This is a genomic window from Rathayibacter sp. VKM Ac-2760, from assembly GCF_009834185.1.
Taxonomy (GTDB): domain Bacteria; phylum Actinomycetota; class Actinomycetes; order Actinomycetales; family Microbacteriaceae; genus Rathayibacter.
The window spans coordinates 2,916,809-2,937,712 of record NZ_CP047173.1 but is presented as its reverse complement, the minus strand read 5'-3'; the positions used below and the strand labels follow the sequence as shown (position 1 = coordinate 2,937,712).

Sequence of the window (20,904 nt, the reverse complement as noted above, 5' to 3'; positions counted from 1 at the left end):
CTACACTGACGCGGTGCCGACCCCTGCCCCCCGAGTCTCCGCGCGCCCGATCGCCTGGCTGCGCGAGAACCGCGACTCCGCCGCCGTGCTCTGGACCGGCTTCGCCCTCGTGCACGTGCTGCTCTCGCTGCTCGCGCTCTTCGCGCCCGGCCTGCCGATGGGCGACGTCAGCATCGTCTACAAGGGCTGGATGAGGACGGCGATCGAGGGCGGCGGACTCGTCGGCTTCGACACCGGCTGGGTGTACCCGATCCTCGCTCTCGTCCCGATCAGCGCCGCCTGGCTCTTCGGCGAGGCCGGCTACGACCTCACCTGGCTGGCCGGAGTCGTCGCGGTCGACGCCGCGGCCTTCGCGCTGCTACTGCATCGCGGCCTGCCGGCCCGGCTCGCCGCCGCGCGCTGGTGGCTGCTCTTCCTGGTGCTCCTCGGGCCGATCGCCGTCGGCCGGATCGACGCGTTCACGGTGCCACTCGCCATCGCCGGTCTGCTCTGGGCCTCGAGCCGGCCCGCCGTCGCCGCGCTCGCGCTCACCGTCGCCACCTGGATCAAGGTCTGGCCCGCGGCGCTGCTCGGCGCCGGCGTCCTCGTGCTGCGCGGCCGGCTCCGGATGGTCGCCGTCGGCGCCGGGCTCTCCGCCCTGATCATCGCGGCCGTCTACGCGCTCGGCGGTGGCGAGTACGTCTTCAGCTTCGTCACCGACCAGACCACCCGCGGGCTCCAGATCGAGGCGCCCGTCAGCATGCTCTGGATGTGGCTCTCCATCGGCGGCTGGTTCGGCAGCTACGTCTGGTACGCGGCCGAGATCAACACCTTCGAGATGCACGGTCCGTTCACCGATGTCGCGGCCGCGCTGATGAACCCGGCGCTCGCGCTCGCCGTCGTCGGCACCGTGCTGCTCGGCCTGCGGGCGCTGCGCGCGAAGGTCCCGCCGGTGCGGCTGCTCCCGCTGCTGAGCCTCGGGCTCGTGCTGGTGCTGATCGACATCAACAAGGTGCTGTCGCCGCAGTACATCGTCTGGCTCGCCCCGCCCGTGATCGCCGGTCTCGTGGTCGGTGCCCGCGACTTCGCGACGCCCGCGAAGCTGACCCTGGCGATCGCCGCCTTCACGCAGATCGTCTACCCCTACCTCTACCTGTTCCTGCTCTGGTCGAACGCGGGCATGGTTCTGGCGCTCACGGTGCGCAACGTGCTGCTGCTCGTGCTGCTCGGCTGGGTGCTCCGCGAGCTCTGGCGGCTGGGCAGTGCCCCGCGGCCGGGCGTGCCGGAGCCCGCCGCGGAGCGCTCGGCGGCGGAGCGCTCCGTCGCCGACCGGAGCATCGGCGGCGCGCGAGCCTAGGCTGGACGCGGGTCCGATGGCCGGGCCCGCTGGGAGGTCTCCTCGTGCTCGTCGCATTCTCGGTCGCACCCTCCGGAGGCGAGGGCCCCGACGCCTCCGTCCACGACGCCGTTGCGGCGGCCGTCCGCATCGTCCGCGACTCCGGGCTGCCGAACCGCACCACCTCGATGTTCACCGAGATCGAGGGCGAGTGGGACGAGGTCTTCGACGTGATCAAGCGCGCCACCGAAGCCGTCGGCGCCTACGGCTCGCGGGTCTCGCTGGTGCTGAAGGCCGACATCCGCCCCGGCTACGCGGGGGAGATCGACGCCAAGATCGAGCGGCTGGGACGCGCGCTGGGGGAGTGATCGCGGCGGGAGCGCTCTCCGGGCGGCGCCGCCGTTCGAATCGTTTCGATGTGCGTCGATCCGCCGCTATCGTGGTCCGGTGACTCTCTCCCCGGCCCGGACCCGCCTCGCCCTGCTCGCCCTCGCGATGGGGGGCTTCGGCATCGGCTCGACCGAGTTCGTCGCGATGGGACTGCTGCCGCAGCTCGCGGCCGACCTGCTCCCGGACGTCTACGCGGTGAGCTCCGAGCAGGCGAACTCGCAGGCCGGGCTGCTGATCTCGGCGTACGCGCTCGGCGTCGTCGTCGGCGCTCCGACGATCGCCGCGGCTGCCGCGCGCTGGCCGCGCAAGCGCCTGCTGCTGCTCCTGCTCGTCGCCTTCACGCTCGGCACCGTCGCCTCCGCGCTCCTGCCGACGTTCCCGCTCGTGCTCGCCGCGCGCTTCGTCGCGGCGCTGCCGCACGGCGCCTACTTCGGCATCGCCTCGCTCGTCGCGGCCGATCTGATGGGACCGGGCAAGCGCGGCAAGGGCGTCGCCTTCGTGCTGTCGGGGCTGACCATCGCGAACGTGATCGGCGTGCCGGTGATCACGTGGGTGGGGCAGACCGCGGGCTGGCGCAGTGCCTACCTCGTCGTCGCGGCGATCTTCGCGGCGACCGTCGTCGCGGTCTGGCTGCTGGTGCCGTTCCAGCAGGGGAACCCCGGTGCGACGATGCGCAACGAGCTGAAGGCCTTCGGCCGGCTGCAGGTGTGGATGACCCTCGCGATCGGCGCGATCGGCTTCGGCGGGCTCTTCGCGATGTACAGCTACATCACTCCGCTGTCGACGGAGGTGACCGGGGTGCCGCTGGGTGCGGTGCCGTGGATCCTGGTCGTCATCGGACTGGGGATGACGATCGGCAACCTCGCCGGCGGCTGGGCGGCGGACAAGAACGTCCGGGTGGCGCTCGTGGTGCTGTTCGGCGGCGTGCTGGTCTCGCTGACCGGTCTCGCGCTGACGGCGACGTCGGTCGTCGGTCTGATCGTGTTCGCCTTCCTCGCGGCGGGCTTCTCGGCGGCGGCGTCCCCGGCGATCCAGACCCGGCTGATGGACGTCGCGCGCGACAGCCAGACCATCGCGGCGGCCCTCAACCACTCGGCGCTCAACATCGGCAACTCGGTCGGCGCGGCGCTCGGCGGCGTGACCATCGCGGCCGGCTTCGGCTACCTGTCGCCGATCTGGGTCGGCGTGGTCCTGACCGTCGCGGGCATCCTCCTCGCCTTCGCGAGCATCGCCGTCGACCGCGCCCGCGGCACGGTCGACCCGCCGCGCGACCCGTCCCGCCCGGCGACAGGCAGCGTCCCGGTCAACGCCGTGTAGCCGCGATCCCGCCTGCGCCGGACGTGTGCTGGCGACGGTGGGTCTCGATGCGCCCCTGCGGGGCTGCTCGCCCTGCTGACGGGGGGTGTGCGGACGTGCCGCGGAGTCTCCCCCCTTGCTGATCGAGTAGCCCGCGCAGCGGGCGTATCGAGATCCCCGGCTGCCGGACGTGCTGAAGACGGCGGGTCTCGATACGCCCCTGCGGGGCTACTCGACCAGCAAGAAGCGCCCGGCCACGGGGCGGCGCCGACGGGAATCCGCGTGCCAGCGGATTCCCGCAGCCGCCGCAGGACGCTCCATGGAACGCGACCACGTGACCGAGCCGACTGCGGCGGGGGCGGGCGGGGACCGCCCCCGCAATCGAGCTCAGTCCGTCTCGATCAGGATGCCGTCGTGGATGGCGCGCTTGCGGAGGGCGACCTTGGTGCCGACGTCGATGCCGACGATGCGGTACTTCTCGCGGATGCGCTTGAGGTAGGACTTGGCGGTCTCCTCCGAGATGCCGAGTTCGAAGGCGACCGACTTGACGGGTTCGCCGCCGCCGTAGAGCGCCATGACGCGGCGCTCCTGGGCGCTGAGCTTGGGGGCGCCGTCGGAGTCGCCGGTGGAGAGCGCCATGTCCAGCTCGTGCGAGATGTAGGAGTGGCCGTCCTTGGCCGCGCGGATCGCCTCGACGATCATGTCGGCGTCCTCCGTCTTGACGAGGTAGCCGAGGGCGCCGGAGGCGAGGGCCTCGCGGACGACGGCAGGCTCGGAGTAGGTGCTCATCAGCACGGTCTTGACGCCGGTGGTCTTGAGCGTGGAGAGCTTGACCGAGATCGGGATGTTGTCCTTGAGGTCGAGGTCGAGGAGGACGACGTCGACGGGGAACTCGGGGTGGGTGAGCAGCTCCGGCCAGGAGGCGACGGCGGCGACGAGCTGGATGTCCGAGGCGGCGCCGCGGATCCACTCCGTGAGGGCACCGAGGAGCATCTTGTGATCGTCGACCACGGCGAGGGTGATCTTCGGTTCGGAGGTGGAGGTCATCGGTGTCCTTCGTCTCTGGTGAGGTCGGGGCGGTCGGTGCTGCTCAGCGGTCGGCAGGATTCTCGACGTGACAGTCGATCTCGATCCTGAGCTCGGCGTCGTGAGAGGTGTCGCGGAACGACCCGACCTGTGCGATAGCTTCCCACGTCGCGGGATCGACGCCGCGCACGGGCACGCCCTCGGAGTGCAGCGTCAGCGGGACCAGGAGGGAGCGGGCCGGGGCTCCGGGACCGGGTTCGCGGGGCGAGCCCGCGCGGACGTGCAGCACGACTGTGAGCCCGGAGGCGCCGTCGAGGATGAGCCAGATCGCGGAGAGCAGGCCGTCGCGCTGCTGGTGCCCGAGGAGTCCGGCGGTCCCGTCCGGGTCGTGCAGCTCGACGAGGGGCGCCAGCAGCTCGGACTCCTGGATGGCGTGGTGCAGCCAGGTCTCGCGGCGTCCCTCGATCAGGTGCAGGCGGAGGCTGGTGGCGAGGGAGGCGGCGTGCGCGGCGCGCTGCGGGTCGAGGGGCAGCGCCGTCGTCCCGTCGCCGACCTCGGCGAGGAGGCGCTCGGCGGCGAGGTCGAGACGGGCGAGCTCCTCGGAGGCGAGCATGCCGACGGCGTAGCGCGGGCCGAGGGTGGTGCTCTGCACGAGGGCACGGTCGGTCTCGCGCTGGACCATGCGGCGGAAGCCGCGCATCATCACCACGGCGACGACGGCGGGGGCGACGGTCACGGCGATCGCGCTGGCGCGGACGGAGAACGAGGCGTCGTCGCCGGAGCCCATCGCGCCGTAGGCGACGAGCTCGGCGGCCGCGATGACGAGCGCGACGGCGACGATCTCGGCGCTGCGGCGGTGCACGATCATCGCGGAGTGGGCGACGGCGGCGGCGACCGCCGCGGTGGGGACGGCCGCGGACGGTCCGTGGCCGGCGACGGCGATCAGGTCGAGCACCACCGCTCCGGCCATCCCGGCCAGGAGCGTCAGGTAGGCGGCGCGCGGCAGGCGGTGCCCGGCGAGGTGGATCGCGATGACGGCGGTGGCGAAGCTCGCCTGCAGGATGAGCCAGGCAGCGATGACCAGTCCCGGCCGGGCGTAGTCGTCGACGGTGGCGAGGAAGACGAGGAGCTCGTAGGCCATCAGGGCGGCGGCGATGCCGGTGAGCCCGCTGCCGAGGTAGTTGGTGCCCAGGCTCTCCTGCTGGCCGTTCCGCGCGCGGGCCCAGCGGTCGCGCCGCCCGATCCCCGAGCCGACCCCGCCGTGCAGGAGGGGCGAGCTGCTGTCGGTGCCGCCGCTCACTTCGGCACCTCCAGGACGACGGTGGTGCCCGACCCGGGCGAGCTGAACAGCCGGGCGCGGCCGCCGATGTCGGCCAGCCGGGCGACGACCGATTCCTTGAAGCCGAGCTTGCTGGCGGGCACCGTGGCGATGTCGAAGCCCGAGCCGGCGTCGGTGACCATGGCGCGGACGGTCTGCTCGTCCTCGGTGATCGTCACGTCGGCGCAGTCGACCCCGGAGTGCCGGCGCACGTTCTCGAGGCACTCGGAGAGCGCCAGCAGGAAGGAGTCGAGCGCGGCGCCGTCGAGGACGACCTCGCCCGAGCCGTGCCAGATCACATCGAGGCCCATCCGGCCGAACCGGTCCTTGACGCTCTCCAGCGAGTTCGACGCGGGCGACACGGTGACGCTGGTCAGCTGGTAGGAGCCGGACGCGCTCGGCGTCGGCGCCCCGCCGAGCCGCAGCTGGCGCAGCAGCTGCGCGTCCTCCGCGGCCTGGCGCCGCAGCGCATCGACCGAGACGCCGCGGCCGGAGTGCGCGAGGAGGGTGAGCGTCGCGAGGACGGTGTCGTGCAGCAGTCGGGCGCCCTGGCGGCGCTGCGCCTCCGTCTCGCTGGCCTGCCGCTCGACGCGGTGGGCGTTGCCGATGCTGTCGATGCGCCGGACGACCCGGGGGACCGCGGTGCTGATCCAGAGGGCGTAGCCGCAGAGGACACCCCAGGGGAGCATGCACTGCACGATCGCGTTCGAGATCATCGCCTCGTCGGCGACGACGACGGAGAGGGCGACGCTGGGCACCAGCACCGGGAGCACCAGCAGGAGCCGCCGGGCGGAGGTGGTCAGCACCACCGCGACGCTGCTGGTGAGGGCGTTGGCGGTGCTGACGATCACGTAGCCCTCGAAGCCGCCGTCGGGCAGCACGGCACCCGCGAGTCCCGCGCTGAGCAGCAGCCCGCCGAAAGCGACGAGCACCACCCAGACCTTGCGGCCGCTGCGGCCGAGCTGCACGTGCGCGGCGGCGAGCCCGAGGATCAGCGCGACGGCGAAGGGCCGCGCCTCGGGCGGCAGGACGTCGCGGCCGAGCGCCATGGCGATCGCGGTGGCGTCGATGAGGAGCCCGATGCCGCAGGCGGACTGGCGGAGGAGGCGGTCGCGCTCTCGGGCGCTGCGGGCCAACGGCACGGGCACGCTCCTTCCGGCGGGCGGCGCGGTGCGGACCCCCCGCGACTCACGATAGTCACTGCCCGGGGCGGCGCCGCCAGGAGGGCCGGTTCGGCGTCAGCTCTCGAGCAGGCGGGTCTCGAGCAGGCGGGCGAGGTGCGCGCCGACCGCGTCGTCCTCGATCAGGAAGCCGTCGTGGCCGAACGTCGAGCTGATCACGGCGACGTCGTCCCCGTCGATGTTGCCCGGGGCGTGCGCGGCGATGATCCGCTGGCCCTCGACGGGGAAGAGCCGGTCGCTGTCGATGCCGAGCACCAGCGTGGGGCTGGTGATCCTCTCGAGCGCCTCCGCCTCGCCGCCGCGGCCGCGCCCGACGTCGTGCGAGTTCATCGCCTCGACGAGGGTGATGTAGCTGTTCGCGTCGAAGCGGCGGGTGAACTTGTTGCCGTGGAAGTCGAGGTAGGACTCCACCGCGAACCGGCCGCCGCCGCCGAGCGGGCTGAGGCCGGACTGCCAGCTCCGCTCGAAGCGGTCGTTGAGCTCGGACGGGCTGCGGTAGTTGAGCAGCGCCATCCGCCGGGCGAGGGCGAGGCCGTGGTACGGGCCCTGGCCGTCGCCGGCGTCGTAGTAGGCGCCGCCCGCGAAGGCGGCGTCGTTGCGGATGGCCTCGAGCTGGACGAAGTTCAGCGCGATCTGGTCCGAGGTGGCGCGCGGGGGAGCGGCGAGGACGGCGAGCCGCGCAACGCGCTCCGGGTGGTCGATGCCCCACTCCAGCGCCTGCATCCCGCCCATCGAGCCGCCGATCACCGTGTGCCAGCGCTCGATGCCGAGCCGGTCGGAGAGGAGGGTCTGCACGCCGACCTGGTCGCGGATCGTCGTGTAGGGGAAGCGCGCGCCCCACTCGTGCCCGTCCGGGGCGAGGGAGGCGGGGCCGGTCGAGCCCTGGCAGCCGCCGAGCATGTTCGGGGCGACGACGAAGTAGCGGTCGGTGTCGATGACGAGACCGGGTCCGACGAGCCCCGACCACCAGCCGTCGGTCGCGTGCCCGCGGTCGCCGCGGCCGATCAGATGCGAGTCGCCGGTGAGGGCGTGCAGCACCAGGATCGCGTTGTCGCGCTCGGGGGAGAGCTCGCCCCAGGTCTCGAAAGCGACGCGCACGTGCGGCAGGCGGCCGCCCGCCTCGAACGCGAACGGCCCGATCTCGGCGAAGAGCCGACCGCCGGGGTGGTCGCCCTCGCGCCAGGCGCCGGTCGCGGGCGGCTTGCCGATCACCGAGCGGAGCTGGCGCTCGGTGATGAACGCCGAAGGGACGGTGTCCTCGAGTGTCTGCTGCCAGTCCATAGCGGTGTCCATCGTGGCAGAGTGCGGCGGGTCGGCCGCCTTTGTTACGCGGGGGTGACGCGTCCCCGCTGATCGAGTAGGCCGCGCAGCGGCCCCCACTTGCTGATCGAGTAGGCCGCGCAGCGGCCCCCCTTGCTGATCGAGTAGGCCGCGCAGCGGCCGTATCGAGATCCACCGTTCTGCCGAGGGTGGGTCTCGAGACGCCGCTGCGCGGCTACTCGACCGGCATGAAGGGGCCGTCAGGCGTTCGCGCGCGACGCCTCCACCACGCTGCGGGCGGCGCGCAGCGCCTGGGCGAGGTCGGCACGCAGGTCGTCGATGTTCTCGAGGCCGACCGAGAGGCGCACCAGCCCCGGCGTGACACCCGCGGTGAGCTGCTGCTCCGGCGTGAGCTGCGAGTGCGTGGTCGACGCCGGGTGGATCACGAGCGAGCGGACGTCGCCGATGTTCGCCAGGTGCGAGAACAGCACGAGCGAGTCGACGAAGGCGCGGCCGGCGTCCACGCCGCCCTTGAGCTCGAACGACAGCACGGCACCCACGCCCTTCGGCGCGTAGTGGTTCGCGGCCGCGTACCAGGGCGAGGTGGGCAGACCGGAGTAGTTGACCGACGCGATGTCGGAGTGGTTCTCCAGGTACTCCGCGATCTCCTGCGCGTTCTGCACATGGCGCTCGATCCGCAGCGACAGGGTCTCGATGCCCTGGATGAGCTGCCAGGCGCTCGCCGGCGCGATCGAGGCGCCGAGGTCGCGCAGCAGCTGCACCCGGGCCTTGATGATGTACGCGAGCGAGTCGCCGACCGCGTCGGTGTAGACCGCGCCGTGGTACGAGTGGTCGGGCGTGGTCAGTCCCGGAAACTTCGCGGCGTTCGCGGTCCAGGAGAAGGTGCCGCCGTCGACGATGGCGCCGCCGATGACGGTGCCGTGACCGCCGAGGAACTTGGTCGCCGAGTGCACGATGATGTCGGCGCCGTGCTCGAACGGGCGGATCAGGTACGGCGTCGCGATGGTGTTGTCCACGATCAGCGGCACGCCGGCCTCGTGCGCGACGTCGGCGACGGCGCGGATGTCGAGGATGTTGATCTTCGGGTTGCCGATGGTCTCGGCGAAGAAGAGCTTCGTGTTCGGGCGGACCGCGCGGCGCCACTCCTCCTGGTCGTCCTGGTTCTCGACGAAGGTCGTCTCGATGCCGAGCTTGGCCAGCGTGTACTTGAAGAGGTTGTAGGTGCCGCCGTAGATCGACGAGGAGGAGACGAGGTGGTCGCCGGCCTGCGCGATGTTGAGCACGGCCGCGGTCTCGGCCGCCTGGCCGGAGGCGAGCAGGAGCGCGCCGGAGCCGCCTTCGAGCGCGGTGAGGCGCTCCTCCACGACCGCCTGGGTCGGGTTCTGGATGCGGGTGTAGATGTTGCCGAACTCGGCGAGCGAGAAGAGGTTCTTCGCGTGCTCGGCGTTGTCGAAGACGTAGGAGGTGGTCTGGTAGATCGGCGTCGCGCGCGCCTTGGTGACGGGGTCGGGTGCGGCTCCGGAGTGGATCTGCTTGGTCTCGAACTGCCACGTCTCGGAGTCGGTCATGGTGCATCCCATCGCATCGTCGGTTCGGAACGGGGGCCGTTCCCCGTCGCCTGAGCCTAGGTGGGAGCCGCGGGTGCGACGAGGGCACCCGACACACGGGGTAACGCCCTGCGGGCGGCGACGCGCCGGTTCAGCGCCCGGTGCGGATCCCGGAGGTCGGGTGCGGGTCGCGCTTGGACCCGGTCGGATCGGCGCGGTTCGGCCGCTCCGGCCGCTCGTCGACGACCGGCGCGAACAGCCACGCCGCCCTCGGCTCGACGATCCTGTGGAAGAGGGTGCGGGTCCAGCCGAGGGAGAGCGCCACCGAGACCGCGATGCAGAAGACGATCATCAGGACGAGCGCGAGCGTGCTCTCGGTCGCGGACAGCAGCCCGGACTCCCGCAGCGGGTAGAGGACGAAGCTGTGCAGCAGGTACACGTACATCGTCGACTGCCCCCAGGCCGTCATCGCCGTGCGGCGGCGCGGGATCAGGCTGAACAGCGCGAGCGAGAGCACCACCGCGGCCGCCATCAGCGCCAGCCGCACCAGGCCCGCCCACCAGGCGGTCTCGCCGAGCGCGTCGTAGGGCCGGTCGTAGAAGAACCAGTAGCGCAGGTCGGCCGCGCGGAAGGCGTCGATGTTGACGGTCATCACGACGACCGTCGCGGCGAAGAGGGCGACGGCGATCACTCGCGAGACGAGGATCTGCCGCGGCGTCAGATCGAGCCAGCGGTCCACCAGCAGCCGGGAGCCGGCCTTCCACCCGCGCAGGCGCCAGCCGAAGACGAAGAACGGCAGGATCCCGATCGCGCGGGCGAGCGAGAAGGTCGAGTCGATGTTGTCGTAGTAGCTGACGCCCACGGCGAGCACGACGCTGATCAGCAGCGGCCAGCGCAGCAGCGCCAGATAGGGGAGCACCAGCCGGAAGATCCCGAGCGCGAGCAGGAACCACAGGGTCCAGCTCGGCTTCGTCGGGTTGAACTCCTGCTTGCCCTCGACCGCGAACTGCACCAGCGTCCAGATCGTCTCCATGATCAGGTACGGCAGCAGGATGTCGGTGAGCACCCGGCGCATCGCCCGCGCGTTCGGCGGCCCGCCCTTGGAGAAGTAGCCCGAGATGATCGCGAACGCCGGCATGTGGAAGGCGTAGATCGTCAGGTACACGATCAGCGAGGTGTCCGAGTTGGCGGTGAGCCGCTGGATCCCGTGCCCGATCACGACGAGGGCGACGCAGACGAAGCGGGCGTTGTCCCAGAGCGGGACGCGGCGCTTCGGGGGAGTGGGCGACCCGGCGGTGGCGGGAGCCGGGTCGGCGGGCTGCATGCGGCCAGGCTAGCGTTGGCTCCGACGACGGTGTCGATGGTGTCCGAGGCTTGACGGAAAGAGGACGAGCGTGGTTCGACGCGTCGTGGTGACAGGGGCGAGTTCGGGGATCGGTGCGGCGAGCGTCCGCCTGTTCCGCGAGCACGGCTGGGACGTGGTGGCGGTCGCCCGCCGCCGGGAGAAGCTCGAGGCGCTCGCCGCGGAGACCGGGGCGAGCGTGTTCGTCGCCGATCTGACCGACGCCGCGCAGGTCGACGCGCTGCGCGGCCACCTCGCCGCGACCGGGGCCGTGCACGCGCTGGTCAACAACGCGGGCGGCGCCCTCGGCCTCGACTCGGTCGAGGCGTCGGATCCGGCCGACTGGACCCGGATGTTCGAGATCAACGTGCTCTCGGTGAAGCTGGTCACGAGCGCGCTGCTGCCGCTGCTGCGGGCCGGCATCGCCGACGCCGGCTCCGAGGGCTCGGCCGACATCGTCACGGTGACCTCGATCGCCGGCCACGTCGCCTACGAGGGCGGCGGCGGCTACAACGCCGCGAAGTTCGCCGCGCACGCGCTCGTCGCGGTCCTGCGCCTCGAGCTCGCCGGGGAGCCGATCCGCGTCATCGAGATCGCGCCCGGCATGGTCCACACCGAGGAGTTCTCCCTCGTCCGCTTCGGCGGCGACCGCGAGCGCGCCGACAAGGTCTACGCCGACGTGCCCGCCCCGCTGGTGGCGGAGGACGTCGCCGCGGCGATCGTCTCCTCCGTCGAGCTGCCCGCACACGTCAACCTCGATCTGGTGACGATCAAGCCGGTGGCCCAGGCCGCCCCGCACAAGGTGATCAAGGGCGCGCTCACCCCGAAGGAGTGACCCTGCGCCACCGCGAGGTCCCGTGATGTGACGCGGGGCCTCGCGACGCTCTAGCCTGTCCCTCATGGTTTCCGACGCCGACGACTCCGCCGCCCTCCTCGCCGCCACGGAGAAGGAGGTCCTCGGCTGGCTCGAGTTCGGTGACGCCGCTCGCCATCTCGCCGACGACGTCGTCGCCTCCGGCTACCGCCCCGAGCTCGTCGTCGCCATCGCCCGCGGCGGCCTGCTGCTCGCGGGTGCCGTCGCCTACGCGCTCGGCATCAAGAGCTGCGGCGCGCTGAACGTCGAGTTCTACACCGGCGTCGAGGCGCGCCTGGCCGCGCCCGTGGTGCTGCCGCCGCTGCTCGACGAGGCGTCGGTGCGCGGCAAGCGCATCCTGCTCGTCGACGACGTGTCCGACTCCGGGCACACCCTCCGCCTCTCGGTCGACCTGATCCGCGCGATGGGCGCCGAGGTGCAGACCGTCACGCTCTACACCAAGCCGCGCACGGTGCTCGAGCCGGACTTCTACTGGCGGCGGACCCCGCGCTGGATCGTCTTCCCCTGGTCGGCCCTGCCCCCGGTGGCGGGCGCGCTGGCGGAGGACGACGAGTGAGCGTCCACCTGATCGGCGGCGGGGGCGGCGCCGAGCACGACCAGCAGCTGTACGGCGCGTTCCTGGCCGAGGCGCACGACCACGCCGTCGACGCGGGCCGGATCGACGGACCGCGGATCGCGATCGTCGTCGTCCACGACGGTCTCGGCCCGGAGGTCTACGCGGCCTGGGCGGCGACGCTCGCCACGGTCGGCAAGCTGCTGCCCTTCGCGGTGATGAAGCCCGAGGGCGGCCGGATCGACCCGGCGGTGTTCGACGACGTCGACGGGATCCTCGTCGGCGGCGGCCTCACCCCCGCCTACCGGGACGCGCTCGAGGCGTCGTTCCCGCGCCTGCGCGACCTCGTCTCCTCCGGAGTGCCCTACGCCGGCTTCTCGGCGGGCGCCGCCGTCGCGGCCGACCGCGCCATCGTCGGCGGCTTCCGCATCGGCGGCGTCCCCGTGGCGCCGGAGCACGCGGCGGAGGAGCTGGACGAGGTCGCGGTGCTCGAGGGCATCGGCCTCGTCGACGTCTCGATCGACGTGCACGCCGCGCAGTGGGGCACGCTCGGCCGCCTGGTCGCGGCCGTCGAGGCCGGGCTGGTCGACGGCGGCGTCGCCATCGACGAGTCGACCGTCCTGACCGTCGGCACGGGCGCCCTGCGCGTCCGCGGCGCGGGCTCGGTCTGGCGCGCGAGCGCGGGCGAGGCCGGAGTGTCGGTCGCCACCCTCGCCGCGAGCTGAGCGTGGACCTCCCGGAGCTGGCCGAGGCCGGCCTGATCGACCGCGGCTGGGCGGACGCGCTCGCCCCCGTCGGCGCCGACATCGCGGCGATGGGCGACTTCCTCCGCGCCGAGACGGCGGCGGGCCGCCCCTACCTGCCCGCCGGCAAGGACGTGCTGCGCGCGTTCGCGGCGCCGCTCGCGGACGTCCGGGTGCTGATCGTCGGGCAGGACCCGTACCCGACGCCCGGGCATCCGATCGGCCTCTCCTTCGCGGTGGAGCGGCACGTGCGGCCGCTCCCGCGCAGCCTGCAGAACATCTACCGCGAGCTCCGCGACGACCTCGGCGTCGCCCCGCCCGAGCACGGCGATCTCAGCGGCTGGACCGCGAGCGGCGTGCTGCTGCTCAACCGCGTGCTCACGGTCGCGCCCGGGGCTCCCGCCTCGCACCGCGGCAAGGGCTGGGAGCGCATCACCGAGCACGCGATCCGCACCCTCGTCGCCCGCGATCGGCCGCTCGTCGCGATCCTCTGGGGGCGCGACGCGGCGAATCTGCGGCCGCTGCTGGGCGACTCCGGCATCGTCGAGAGCACGCACCCGAGCCCGCTGTCGGCCTCGCGCGGCTTCTTCGGCTCGGCGCCGTTCAGCCGCGCGAACGCGCTCCTCGCCGAGCGCGGCGCGGAGCCCGTCGACTGGGCGCACCTGCCCTGACGACAGCGGCCCACCGCGGGTGCGGCGCTCCGCCGGCCCGGCTACGCTGGCCCGGCTGCGCTGGCCCGGATCGGGGCCGCCGCCGTGGCACCAGCGCCCACGCAGCACGACCACCACACGACCACCACACGACCACCGGGAGAGGGAGCGAGATGCTCGAGGAAGAGTACGAGCAGCGCCGGGTCCTCCCGCCGCACCTGCGCCGGGCGCCCGCCCCCGAGCCGGAGTTCTCCTTCGAGATCCGCGAGGCGCGCGACGCCGACCTCCCGGACATCCAGGAGATCTACAACCACTACGTCCGCAACACCGTGGTCACCTTCGACGAGGACGACTCGACGCTCAAGGAGTGGCGCTCGAAGTTCTCCCGCAACCAGAAGCTCGGGCTGCCGTTCATCGTGGCCGTCTCGCCCTCGGGGCAGATCCTCGGCTACGCGATGGTGTCGCCGTGGTCGTCCAAGCGGGCCTACCGCTTCACGGTCGAGAACTCGATCTACCTCCGTGCCGCATCGACCGGCAAGGGCCTGGGCAAGGCGCTGATGACCGAGCTGCTCGACCGGGCGAAGGCGGTCGGCATCCGCCAGGTCATGGCCGTCATCGCGGACAAGGGTGCGGAGGCGTCGCTCGGGATGCACGCGCAGTACGGCTTCGTCGAGGTCGGCCGGATGGGCCGGGTCGGCTTCAAGTTCGAGCGCTGGCTGAGCACGGTGCTGATGCAGAAGACGCTGAAGTAGCGCCGCCCGGGTCGCTGCGAAAGCGCCGGGGTGCCGGGAACGGCGCGGGGTCCTTCCCTACACTTGTCGGCATGGAATGGCTCGTCCCGCTCATCGTCGTCGTCGTGCTCGTCGTGATCCTCGGGATCTACCTCTGGGCGACCTACAACTCCCTCGTCACCCTCAACGTCCGCGTCGACGAGGCCTGGAGCGACATCACCGTCCAGCTGAAGCGGCGGGCCGATCTGATCCCGAACGTGATCGACTCCGTGAAGGGCTACGCGGCGCACGAGCGCCAGGTCTTCGAGTCGGTGACCCGTGCGCGCGCCGAGACGCTCTCCGCGCAGGGTCCCGCCGAGGCCTCCGCCGCCGAGGACCACATGCAGAAGGCGCTGAAGTCGATCTTCGCCGTCGCCGAGGCGTACCCGCAGCTGCAGTCGAGCCAGAACTTCCTGCAGCTCCAGGGCGAGCTGGTCGACTCGGAGGACAGGATCCAGTCGGCGCGGCGCTTCTACAACGGCGGCGTGCGCGAGATGAACACCAAGGTGACGGTCTTCCCCAACACGCTCTTCTCCCGCCGCCTCGGCTTCTCCGAGCGCGAGTTCTTCGAGGTCGGCGACCTCGCCGCGATCTCGGAGCCCCCGCGCGTGCAGTTCTGACGACGTCGCGCCCGCTGGTCGCGCAGCCGCGCCTGCTTGCTGGTCGAGTAGCCGCGCAGCGGCGCCTGCCTTGCTGGTCGAGTAGCCGCGCAGCGGCGTATCGAGACCCGCGCACCTACGCCGAGCTCGCCGCCAGCGGCCCGCCGTCGAGCGTGGTCAGGTACTCGTCGAAGACGGGGGCCGGGTCGGTGCCCGTCGCCACGGCGTCGACGAGCGCGCGTCGCACCAGCGCCAGCACGACCGTCGCGAGCACGGACGCGCGCGGCTCGTCACCGGCCGGCAGTCCCATCCGCAGCGCGATGCTCGGCGTGAGCGCCGCCTCGCCGTCGTGCAGCGACTGCGCCCAGACCGCCCGCATCGCCGGCGTCTCGGTGAGCAGCGGCATCAGCCGGAGGGTGCGCTCGAGCTGCGGCCCCGAGGCGGCGGCGGCGAACGCGGCGCCGAGCGCGGCGTTCAGCGACTCCGCCGCCGGACGCGCCGTGAGCTCGCGCGCCATCGCCGCGATCGCCGCGTAGAGCACCGGCCGCACGCAGTCCTCCTTGCCGCCGAGGTAGCGGTGGAAGGTGCGCAGCGAGATGCCGGCGGCGTGGGCGAGGTCGATCGAGCTGACCCCCTTCGTCGTGCCGCGCTCGAGCAGCAGCCCGACGCACTTCTCCGAGAGCGCGAGGGCGATCGGCCCCTTCCGCTCCTGCGGCCCGCTCACGCGAGCACCTCCCGGTGCCCGGCCGTCAGCGCGACCAGCAGCTCGGCCGCCAGGGTGCCGCGGCCGACGACCTCGACCGACCCGAGCCCCTGCCAGTGCGCGGCGGTGACGAGCAGCGCGGCGAGGCGTCCGGCGGCGTCCGGCGGCGCTCCCGGCTCGCGCCATGCCGCCTGCACCCGGAGCACGCCGCTCTGCCGATCGCTCTTCAGGTCGACCCGCGCCGCGATCACGTCGTCGAGCAGCACCGGCAGCACGTAGTAGCCGTGCACGCGCTGCGCCGCCGGGGTGTAGATCTCGATCCGGTAGTGGAAGTCGAAGAACAGCTCGGCGCGCGGGCGGTGCCAGACGACGGGGTCGAACGGCGACAGGAGCGCGTCGGCCCGCAGCGTGCGCGGTCGCCGCGCCGCGACGTGCCGCCAGAGCGGCAGCGGCCGGCCCGAGCGCTCCCAGCCGCGCACCTCGACCGGCACCAGCTCGCCCGCGTCGACCAGATCGCGCACGGCGGCGGCCGTGGGCGCCTGCAGCAGCCGGTGGTAGTCGGCGAGGTCGCCGAGGGTGCCGACGCCGAGGGCGATCGCGGAGCGGCGGACCAGCTCGCGGATCGCGTCCTCCGTGGACACCTCGGCGTCGAGCACCTCCCGCGGCAGCACCTGCTCGGCCAGGGCGTAGGAGCGCTCGAAGCGGGTCCGCCCGGCGGTCACCACCTCGCCCCAGCGGAAGAGCACCTCGAGCCCGCGCTTGATGTCGGACCAGCCCCACCACGGACCGGTGCGGGTGTTCGCCTCGTGCTCGATCGCCGAGGCGCGCAGCGGACCGTCGGCGAGGGCCGCCCGCAGCCAGTCGAGCGTGGAGCGGTTCTCCGCCGCCCAGCCCTCGTGCTCGGGGATCCGGACGCGGCGGTAGTACTCCATCCGCCAGCGGTAGAGCGGCAGATCGGCGCGGCGGATCAGCGCGGCCTCGTGGGCCCAGTACTCGAGGTAGTGGCCCTTCGGCGAGAACGCGACGGCGTCGAGCAGGGCGCGGTCGTAGGGGCCGAGCCGGGCGAGGACGGGGAGGTAGTGGCTCCGCTCGAAGACGTTGACCGAGTCGAGCTGCAGCGGCCGGATGCGGTCGACGACGCCGAGGATCTGCCGGGTGCCGACCCGCGGCGGCGGCGCGGCGCCGAAGCCCTGGGCGGCCAGGGCGATGCGGCGCGCGAGCGCGGGGCTGAGCTGCTCGGTCATGGTGCCCCCACGCTAGCGAAGGCCGCCGACATCGGCCGATCCCGAGGTGACCGTGCCCCAGCGCCGAGTGTTCCCGTCCGGTTCATCCGGGCGGCCCCGGGATGTCGGGAGCCGCCCCTACGTTTCCCGAGGCGCCCGCAGGGGCCCACCCACCCGACTCCTGGAGGACTCTTGACGACCCAGCGCTTCCCCCGCGCCGCCGTGCTCGCCGCCGCGACCGCCGCTCTCGCTCTCACCCTGACCGCCTGCTCGGGCGACGCCGGCGCCTCGTCCGGCTCGGCGTCCGGCGACGCGTCCGTCGACGCCTCGACCGCGACCTCCGCCGCCGACCTCGGCGGACTCGACGCGCTGATCGAGGCCGCGAAGGCCGAGGGCGAGCTGAACGTGATCGCCCTGCCCGACAACTGGGCCAACTACGGCGAGCTCATCTCGGGCTTCGAGGACGAGTACGGCATCACCGTCAACTCGGCCGACCCGGACGTCTCCTCCGCCGAGGAGATCAGCACCGCGCAGAACCTGGCCGGCCAGGACACCGCGCCCGACGTCTTCGATCTGGGCGCCGCCGTGGCGCTGGCCAACACCGATCTGTTCGCGCCGTACCAGGTCGAGACCTGGGACGACATCCCCGAGGGCAACCGCGAGGAGACCGGCCTCTGGGTGAACGACTACACCGGCCTGATGTCGATCGGCTACGACGCCGAGGCCGTGCCCGCCCCCGAGTCGCTCGACGACCTGCTCGGCGCCGACTACCGCGGCTCCGTCGCGATCAACGGCGACCCGACCCAGGCCGGGGCCGCGGCCGCCGCGGTGCAGCTCGCCGCCGTCCAGTCGGGCGGCTCGGCCGACGACGTCCAGCCGGGCATCGACTTCTTCGAGAAGCTCAACGATGCAGGCAACTTCCTGCCGCTGGACCCGACCGACGCGACCATCGCCTCCGGTGAGACCCCGGTCGTCTTCGACTGGAGCTACAACAACCTCGCCGCGGCGAAGGCCAACGAGGGCACCCGGGAGTGGACCACCACGGTCCTCCCCGGCACCGCGGTCGGCAGCTACTACAACCAGGCGATCAACGCCGACGCGCCGCACCCGGCCGCCGCGCGCCTCTGGCAGGAGTACCTCTACTCCGACGCCGCGCAGAACCTCTACCTCGCGGCCGGCGCCTACCCGGTGCGCCTGGCGGCCATGGTCGAGGCCGGCACCGTCGACCAGGAGGCGCTCGACGCCGTCGGCGCCGCCCCGGAGGACCTCGTCCAGTTCACCTCCGAGCAGACCGAGGCCGCCTCGGCCCTGCTGGCCGAGAAGTGGGCCGCGGCGATCCAGTGACGACCGCCGCCGTCCGCGCCGTCCCCGGGGCCCGCGCGCCCCGGGGACGGCGCGTCCTCCCCGAGGCGCTCGGCGTCGCGCCGTTCGCGGTCTACGTCCTGCTCTTCCTGGCCGTGCCGACCGTGCTCGCCGTCGGCACCGGCTTCGTGGACGGCGACGGCCGGCCGACGCTCGCGAACGTCGCGGCGCTCGGTGATCCCGTCATCCTGTCGACGTTCGGCGCCTCGCTCGGCCTGTCGGCCCTCACCGCGGTCGTCGGAGCGGTCCTCGGCGCGATCGTCTGCCTCGCCCTGCTCGGCGCCGACCCGCGCGGACCGCTCCGCACGATCGTCGACGCCGCGGCGAGCGTCCTCGCGCAGTTCGGCGGCGTGATGCTCGCCTTCGCCTTCATCGCGACGATCGGCGTCCAGGGCCTGGTCACGACCCTCCTGGCCGGCGCCGGCGTCGATCTCTACGCCGACGGCGTCTGGCTCTACCAGCTGCCCGGGCTGATCCTGCCCTACCTCTACTTCCAGGTGCCGCTGATGGTGCTGACCTTCCTGCCCGCGCTCGAGGGCCTGCGCCCCGAGTGGTCCGAGGCGAACGCCGTGCTCGGCGGCGGAGCGGTGAGCTACTGGTGGCGCGTCGCGATGCCGGTGCTCGCCCCCTCCTTCCTCGGCTCGGTGCTGCTTCTGTTCGCCAACGCGTTCTCCTCGTTCGCGACCGCCGCCGCGCTGATCAGCCAGGGCGCGCAGATCGTGCCGCTGCAGATCCGCGCCGCGCTCGTCAGCGAGACGGTGCTCGGCCGGGAGAACCTGGCCGGCGCGCTCGCGCTCGGGATGCTCCTCGTGATGATCGTGCTGATGTCCGGCTACGCGCTGCTGCAGCGCCGCGCGCGGCGGTGGCAGCGGTGACCCGCGCCCTGTCCCGCGTGGTCCTGGTCGTCACCGGCCTCGCCTTCGCGGTGCCGCTGATCGCGATGGCGGAGTTCACCCTGCGCGGCGCCGGCGGCTACGACCTCTCGCACTGGACGGCGGTCCTCGACCCGGAGAACGAGCGCGGCTACCGCGCGCTCTTCCAGGGCATCGGCAACTCGCTGATCCTCGCCGTCGTCACCGCCCTGATCGTGCTGGTGCTGCTCGTGCCGACGATGCTGCTGGTCGAGATCCGCCTGCCGCGGCTGCGCCGGGCGCTCGAGCTGGTCTGCCTGCTGCCGCTGACCGTCCCCGCGATCGTGCTGGTCGTCGGACTGGCACCCGTCTACTCGGTGATCACGCGCCTCGTCGGCTCCGCGCCGTGGACGCTCGCCCTCGCCTACGGGGTGCTCGTGCTGCCCTACGCGTATCGCGCGATCGCCGCGGATCTCGCCGGGCTCGACGCGATCACGCTCTCGGAGGCGGCCCGCTCGCTGGGCGCCGGCCCGTTCGGCGTGCTCGTCCGGGTGCTGCTGCCGAACCTCCGCCGCGGTCTCGTCGCCGCCGCGCTGATCACCGTCGCCGTGGTCCTCGGCGAGTACACGATCGCCTCGCTGCTCAGCCGCACGACGCTGCAGACCGGCCTCGTCCAGGTGTCGAAGCAGGACGCCTACATCGCCGTGATCTTCTCGCTCCTCTCCCTCCTGTTCGCCTTCGCCCTGCTGCTCGGGATCGGCCGCCTCGCGCGGATCGGCCTCGTCGCGACCGGGCGCCGCGCCCCGAAAGGCACCTCGTGACCGCGCCCCTCTCCCCGGGCGCTCGCGTCCGCTTCCTCGACGTCGCCCGCCACTACGGCGCGGCACGGGCCCTCGACGGAGTCTCGTTCGACGTGGCGCCGGGCGAGTTCATCGCCCTGCTCGGCCCGTCCGGCTGCGGCAAGACCACGGCCCTGCGCGCGCTGAGCGGTCTGGAGCGGATCGACTCCGGCCGCATCCTCGTCGACGAGCGCGACGTCGCCGACCTGCCGGTGGCCCGCCGCGACATGGGCATGGTCTTCCAGTCGTACTCGCTCTTCCCGCACCTGCGCGCCCGCGAGAACGTGGAGTTCGGCCTGCGCACCCGCGGCGTCGCGGCGAAGGAGCGGCGGACGGCCGCGCAGGACGCGCTCGACCTGGTCGGCCTCGGCGCCCTCGGCGACCGCTACGCGCACCAGCTCTCCGGCGGCCAGCAGCAGCGGGTGGCGCTCGCCCGGGCGCTCGTGACCCGGCCGCGCGTGCTCCTGCTCGACGAGCCGCTCTCCGCGCTGGACGCGAAGGTGCGCGTGCAGCTGCGCGACGAGATCAAGCGGCTCCAGACCGAGATCGGCATCACCACCTTCTTCGTCACGCACGACCAGGAGGAGGCGCTCGCCGTCGCCGACCGCGTCGCGGTGATGAACGCCGGGCGGATCGAGCAGCTCGGAGCGCCGGAGGACCTCTACGCGCGGCCGTCCACGCCGTTCGTCGCGCACTTCGTCGGGCTCTCGAACGTCGTGCCCGGCGTCGTCTCGGCCGGCGGTGTCTCGGTGCTCGGCGCGCGCCTGCCGCTCGTCGACGCCTCGGCAGGCGACGGCGCGGTGTCGGCGTTCCTCCGCCCCGAGGACATCGAGATCGTCCCCGGCGGCGCCCCCGGCGCGCTCCCGGCGGTCGTCGTCGCGACGAGCTTCCTCGGCCCGGTGCGCCGCTCGACGGTCCGCACGGAGCAGGGCGAGGAGCTCGTCGTGCAGCACGCGGCCGGCACCCGGCTCGAGCCGGGGGAGCGGGTCGGCCTCGCGCTCGCGCGGCGGCCGGTGGCCGTGCGCGCCGCCTCGTGAGCCG

The 20,904-nt window shown here is 72.9% G+C and carries 21 protein-coding genes; 13 read left to right on the top strand and 8 right to left on the bottom strand.

Going from position 1 to position 20,904, the window contains the following annotated elements; genetic code table 11:
• Positions 1-13 precede the first annotated feature (13 nt).
• The 3 genes from GSU72_RS13320 (at position 14) to GSU72_RS13310 (ending at position 3,022) form a co-directional block, all read left to right on the top strand.
• Positions 14-1,336 (top strand): glycosyltransferase 87 family protein, encoded by a 1,323-nt coding sequence (locus GSU72_RS13320; RefSeq protein WP_159985499.1) that lies wholly within the window; start codon positions 14-16, stop codon positions 1,334-1,336.
• Between the two features lie 44 nt (positions 1,337-1,380).
• Positions 1,381-1,683: a thiamine-binding protein gene (locus GSU72_RS13315; protein WP_159985498.1), complete on the top strand. Its 303-nt coding sequence runs from the start codon at positions 1,381-1,383 to the stop codon at positions 1,681-1,683.
• A 127-nt stretch (positions 1,684-1,810) separates the two neighbouring features.
• Positions 1,811-3,022, top strand: coding sequence for an MFS transporter (locus GSU72_RS13310; RefSeq protein WP_159986825.1), 1,212 nt, complete (start codon positions 1,811-1,813; stop codon positions 3,020-3,022).
• Between the two features lie 366 nt (positions 3,023-3,388).
• Here GSU72_RS13310 and GSU72_RS13305 read toward each other — a convergent pair whose 3' ends face one another.
• From GSU72_RS13305 to GSU72_RS13280, 6 genes are all read right to left on the bottom strand, one after another.
• Positions 3,389-4,048: a response regulator gene (locus GSU72_RS13305; protein ID WP_159985497.1), complete on the bottom strand. Its 660-nt coding sequence runs from the start codon at positions 4,046-4,048 to the stop codon at positions 3,389-3,391.
• Positions 4,049-4,091: 43 nt separating this feature from the next.
• Positions 4,092-5,327, bottom strand: a complete 1,236-nt coding sequence (locus GSU72_RS13300; protein ID WP_159985496.1) for a hypothetical protein — start codon at positions 5,325-5,327, stop codon at positions 4,092-4,094.
• Positions 5,324-6,487 (bottom strand): ATP-binding protein, encoded by a 1,164-nt coding sequence (locus GSU72_RS13295; RefSeq protein ID WP_244255811.1) that lies wholly within the window; start codon positions 6,485-6,487, stop codon positions 5,324-5,326. Before GSU72_RS13295 ends, GSU72_RS13300 begins: the two co-directional genes overlap by 4 nt.
• Positions 6,488-6,583: 96 nt before the next feature.
• Entirely contained in the window at positions 6,584-7,807 is a 1,224-nt protein-coding gene (locus tag GSU72_RS13290; RefSeq protein WP_159986823.1) for a homoserine O-acetyltransferase, read from the bottom strand.
• Positions 7,808-8,046: 239 nt separating this feature from the next.
• Positions 8,047-9,375 (bottom strand): bifunctional o-acetylhomoserine/o-acetylserine sulfhydrylase, encoded by a 1,329-nt coding sequence (locus tag GSU72_RS13285; protein ID WP_159985495.1) that lies wholly within the window; start codon positions 9,373-9,375, stop codon positions 8,047-8,049.
• Positions 9,376-9,505: 130 nt separating this feature from the next.
• Positions 9,506-10,678 carry an acyltransferase family protein gene (locus GSU72_RS13280; RefSeq protein WP_159985494.1) on the bottom strand — a complete coding sequence of 391 codons (1,173 nt, stop codon included), beginning with the start codon at positions 10,676-10,678 and terminating at the stop codon, positions 9,506-9,508.
• 70 nt (positions 10,679-10,748) lie between these two features.
• Between GSU72_RS13280 and GSU72_RS13275 the strand changes: the two genes are divergently transcribed.
• The 6 genes from GSU72_RS13275 to GSU72_RS13250 all read left to right on the top strand — a co-directional run bounded on the left by GSU72_RS13275 (position 10,749) and on the right by GSU72_RS13250 (position 14,906).
• Positions 10,749-11,531, top strand: coding sequence for an SDR family NAD(P)-dependent oxidoreductase (locus tag GSU72_RS13275; protein WP_244255809.1), 783 nt, complete (start codon positions 10,749-10,751; stop codon positions 11,529-11,531).
• 64 nt (positions 11,532-11,595) lie between these two features.
• Complete coding sequence (locus GSU72_RS13270) at positions 11,596-12,126, top strand: phosphoribosyltransferase (RefSeq protein ID WP_159985493.1); 531 nt, start codon at positions 11,596-11,598, stop codon at positions 12,124-12,126.
• Positions 12,123-12,848: a peptidase S51 gene (locus GSU72_RS13265; protein ID WP_159985492.1), complete on the top strand. Its 726-nt coding sequence runs from the start codon at positions 12,123-12,125 to the stop codon at positions 12,846-12,848. Before GSU72_RS13270 ends, GSU72_RS13265 begins: the two co-directional genes overlap by 4 nt.
• A complete protein-coding gene (locus tag GSU72_RS13260; protein ID WP_159986821.1) occupies positions 12,845-13,537 on the top strand; it encodes a uracil-DNA glycosylase in 693 nt (230 codons plus the stop codon). The genes GSU72_RS13265 and GSU72_RS13260 overlap by 4 nt, the downstream gene beginning before the upstream one ends.
• A gap of 152 nt (positions 13,538-13,689) precedes the next feature.
• Positions 13,690-14,268, top strand: a complete 579-nt coding sequence (locus GSU72_RS13255) for a GNAT family N-acetyltransferase (RefSeq protein ID WP_159985491.1) — start codon at positions 13,690-13,692, stop codon at positions 14,266-14,268.
• A gap of 71 nt (positions 14,269-14,339) precedes the next feature.
• Positions 14,340-14,906 carry a LemA family protein gene (locus GSU72_RS13250; protein ID WP_159985490.1) on the top strand — a complete coding sequence of 189 codons (567 nt, stop codon included), beginning with the start codon at positions 14,340-14,342 and terminating at the stop codon, positions 14,904-14,906.
• Between the two features lie 115 nt (positions 14,907-15,021).
• Here the strand turns inward: GSU72_RS13250 and GSU72_RS13245 are convergent, their stop codons facing one another.
• Both GSU72_RS13245 and GSU72_RS13240 read right to left on the bottom strand, forming a co-directional pair.
• Entirely contained in the window at positions 15,022-15,609 is a 588-nt protein-coding gene (locus GSU72_RS13245) for a TetR/AcrR family transcriptional regulator (RefSeq protein WP_159985489.1), read from the bottom strand.
• The gene (locus GSU72_RS13240) at positions 15,606-16,832 is read right to left on the bottom strand and encodes a crosslink repair DNA glycosylase YcaQ family protein (RefSeq protein WP_159985488.1); all 1,227 of its coding nucleotides are present in this window, start codon (positions 16,830-16,832) and stop codon (positions 15,606-15,608) included. Before GSU72_RS13240 ends, GSU72_RS13245 begins: the two co-directional genes overlap by 4 nt.
• Positions 16,833-17,003: 171 nt before the next feature.
• Here GSU72_RS13240 and GSU72_RS13235 point away from each other — a divergent pair, with 171 nt between their 5' ends.
• The 4 genes from GSU72_RS13235 (at position 17,004) to GSU72_RS13220 (ending at position 20,900) form a co-directional block, all read left to right on the top strand.
• A complete protein-coding gene (locus tag GSU72_RS13235) occupies positions 17,004-18,155 on the top strand; it encodes an extracellular solute-binding protein (RefSeq protein ID WP_159985487.1) in 1,152 nt (383 codons plus the stop codon).
• A gap of 98 nt (positions 18,156-18,253) precedes the next feature.
• Positions 18,254-19,048 (top strand): ABC transporter permease, encoded by a 795-nt coding sequence (locus GSU72_RS13230; RefSeq protein WP_159986820.1) that lies wholly within the window; start codon positions 18,254-18,256, stop codon positions 19,046-19,048.
• The gene (locus GSU72_RS13225) at positions 19,045-19,845 is read left to right on the top strand and encodes an ABC transporter permease subunit (protein WP_244255807.1); all 801 of its coding nucleotides are present in this window, start codon (positions 19,045-19,047) and stop codon (positions 19,843-19,845) included. The genes GSU72_RS13230 and GSU72_RS13225 overlap by 4 nt, the downstream gene beginning before the upstream one ends.
• Positions 19,842-20,900, top strand: coding sequence for an ABC transporter ATP-binding protein (locus tag GSU72_RS13220; protein WP_159985486.1), 1,059 nt, complete (start codon positions 19,842-19,844; stop codon positions 20,898-20,900). Before GSU72_RS13225 ends, GSU72_RS13220 begins: the two co-directional genes overlap by 4 nt.
• The last annotated feature ends 4 nt before the right edge of the window (positions 20,901-20,904 follow it).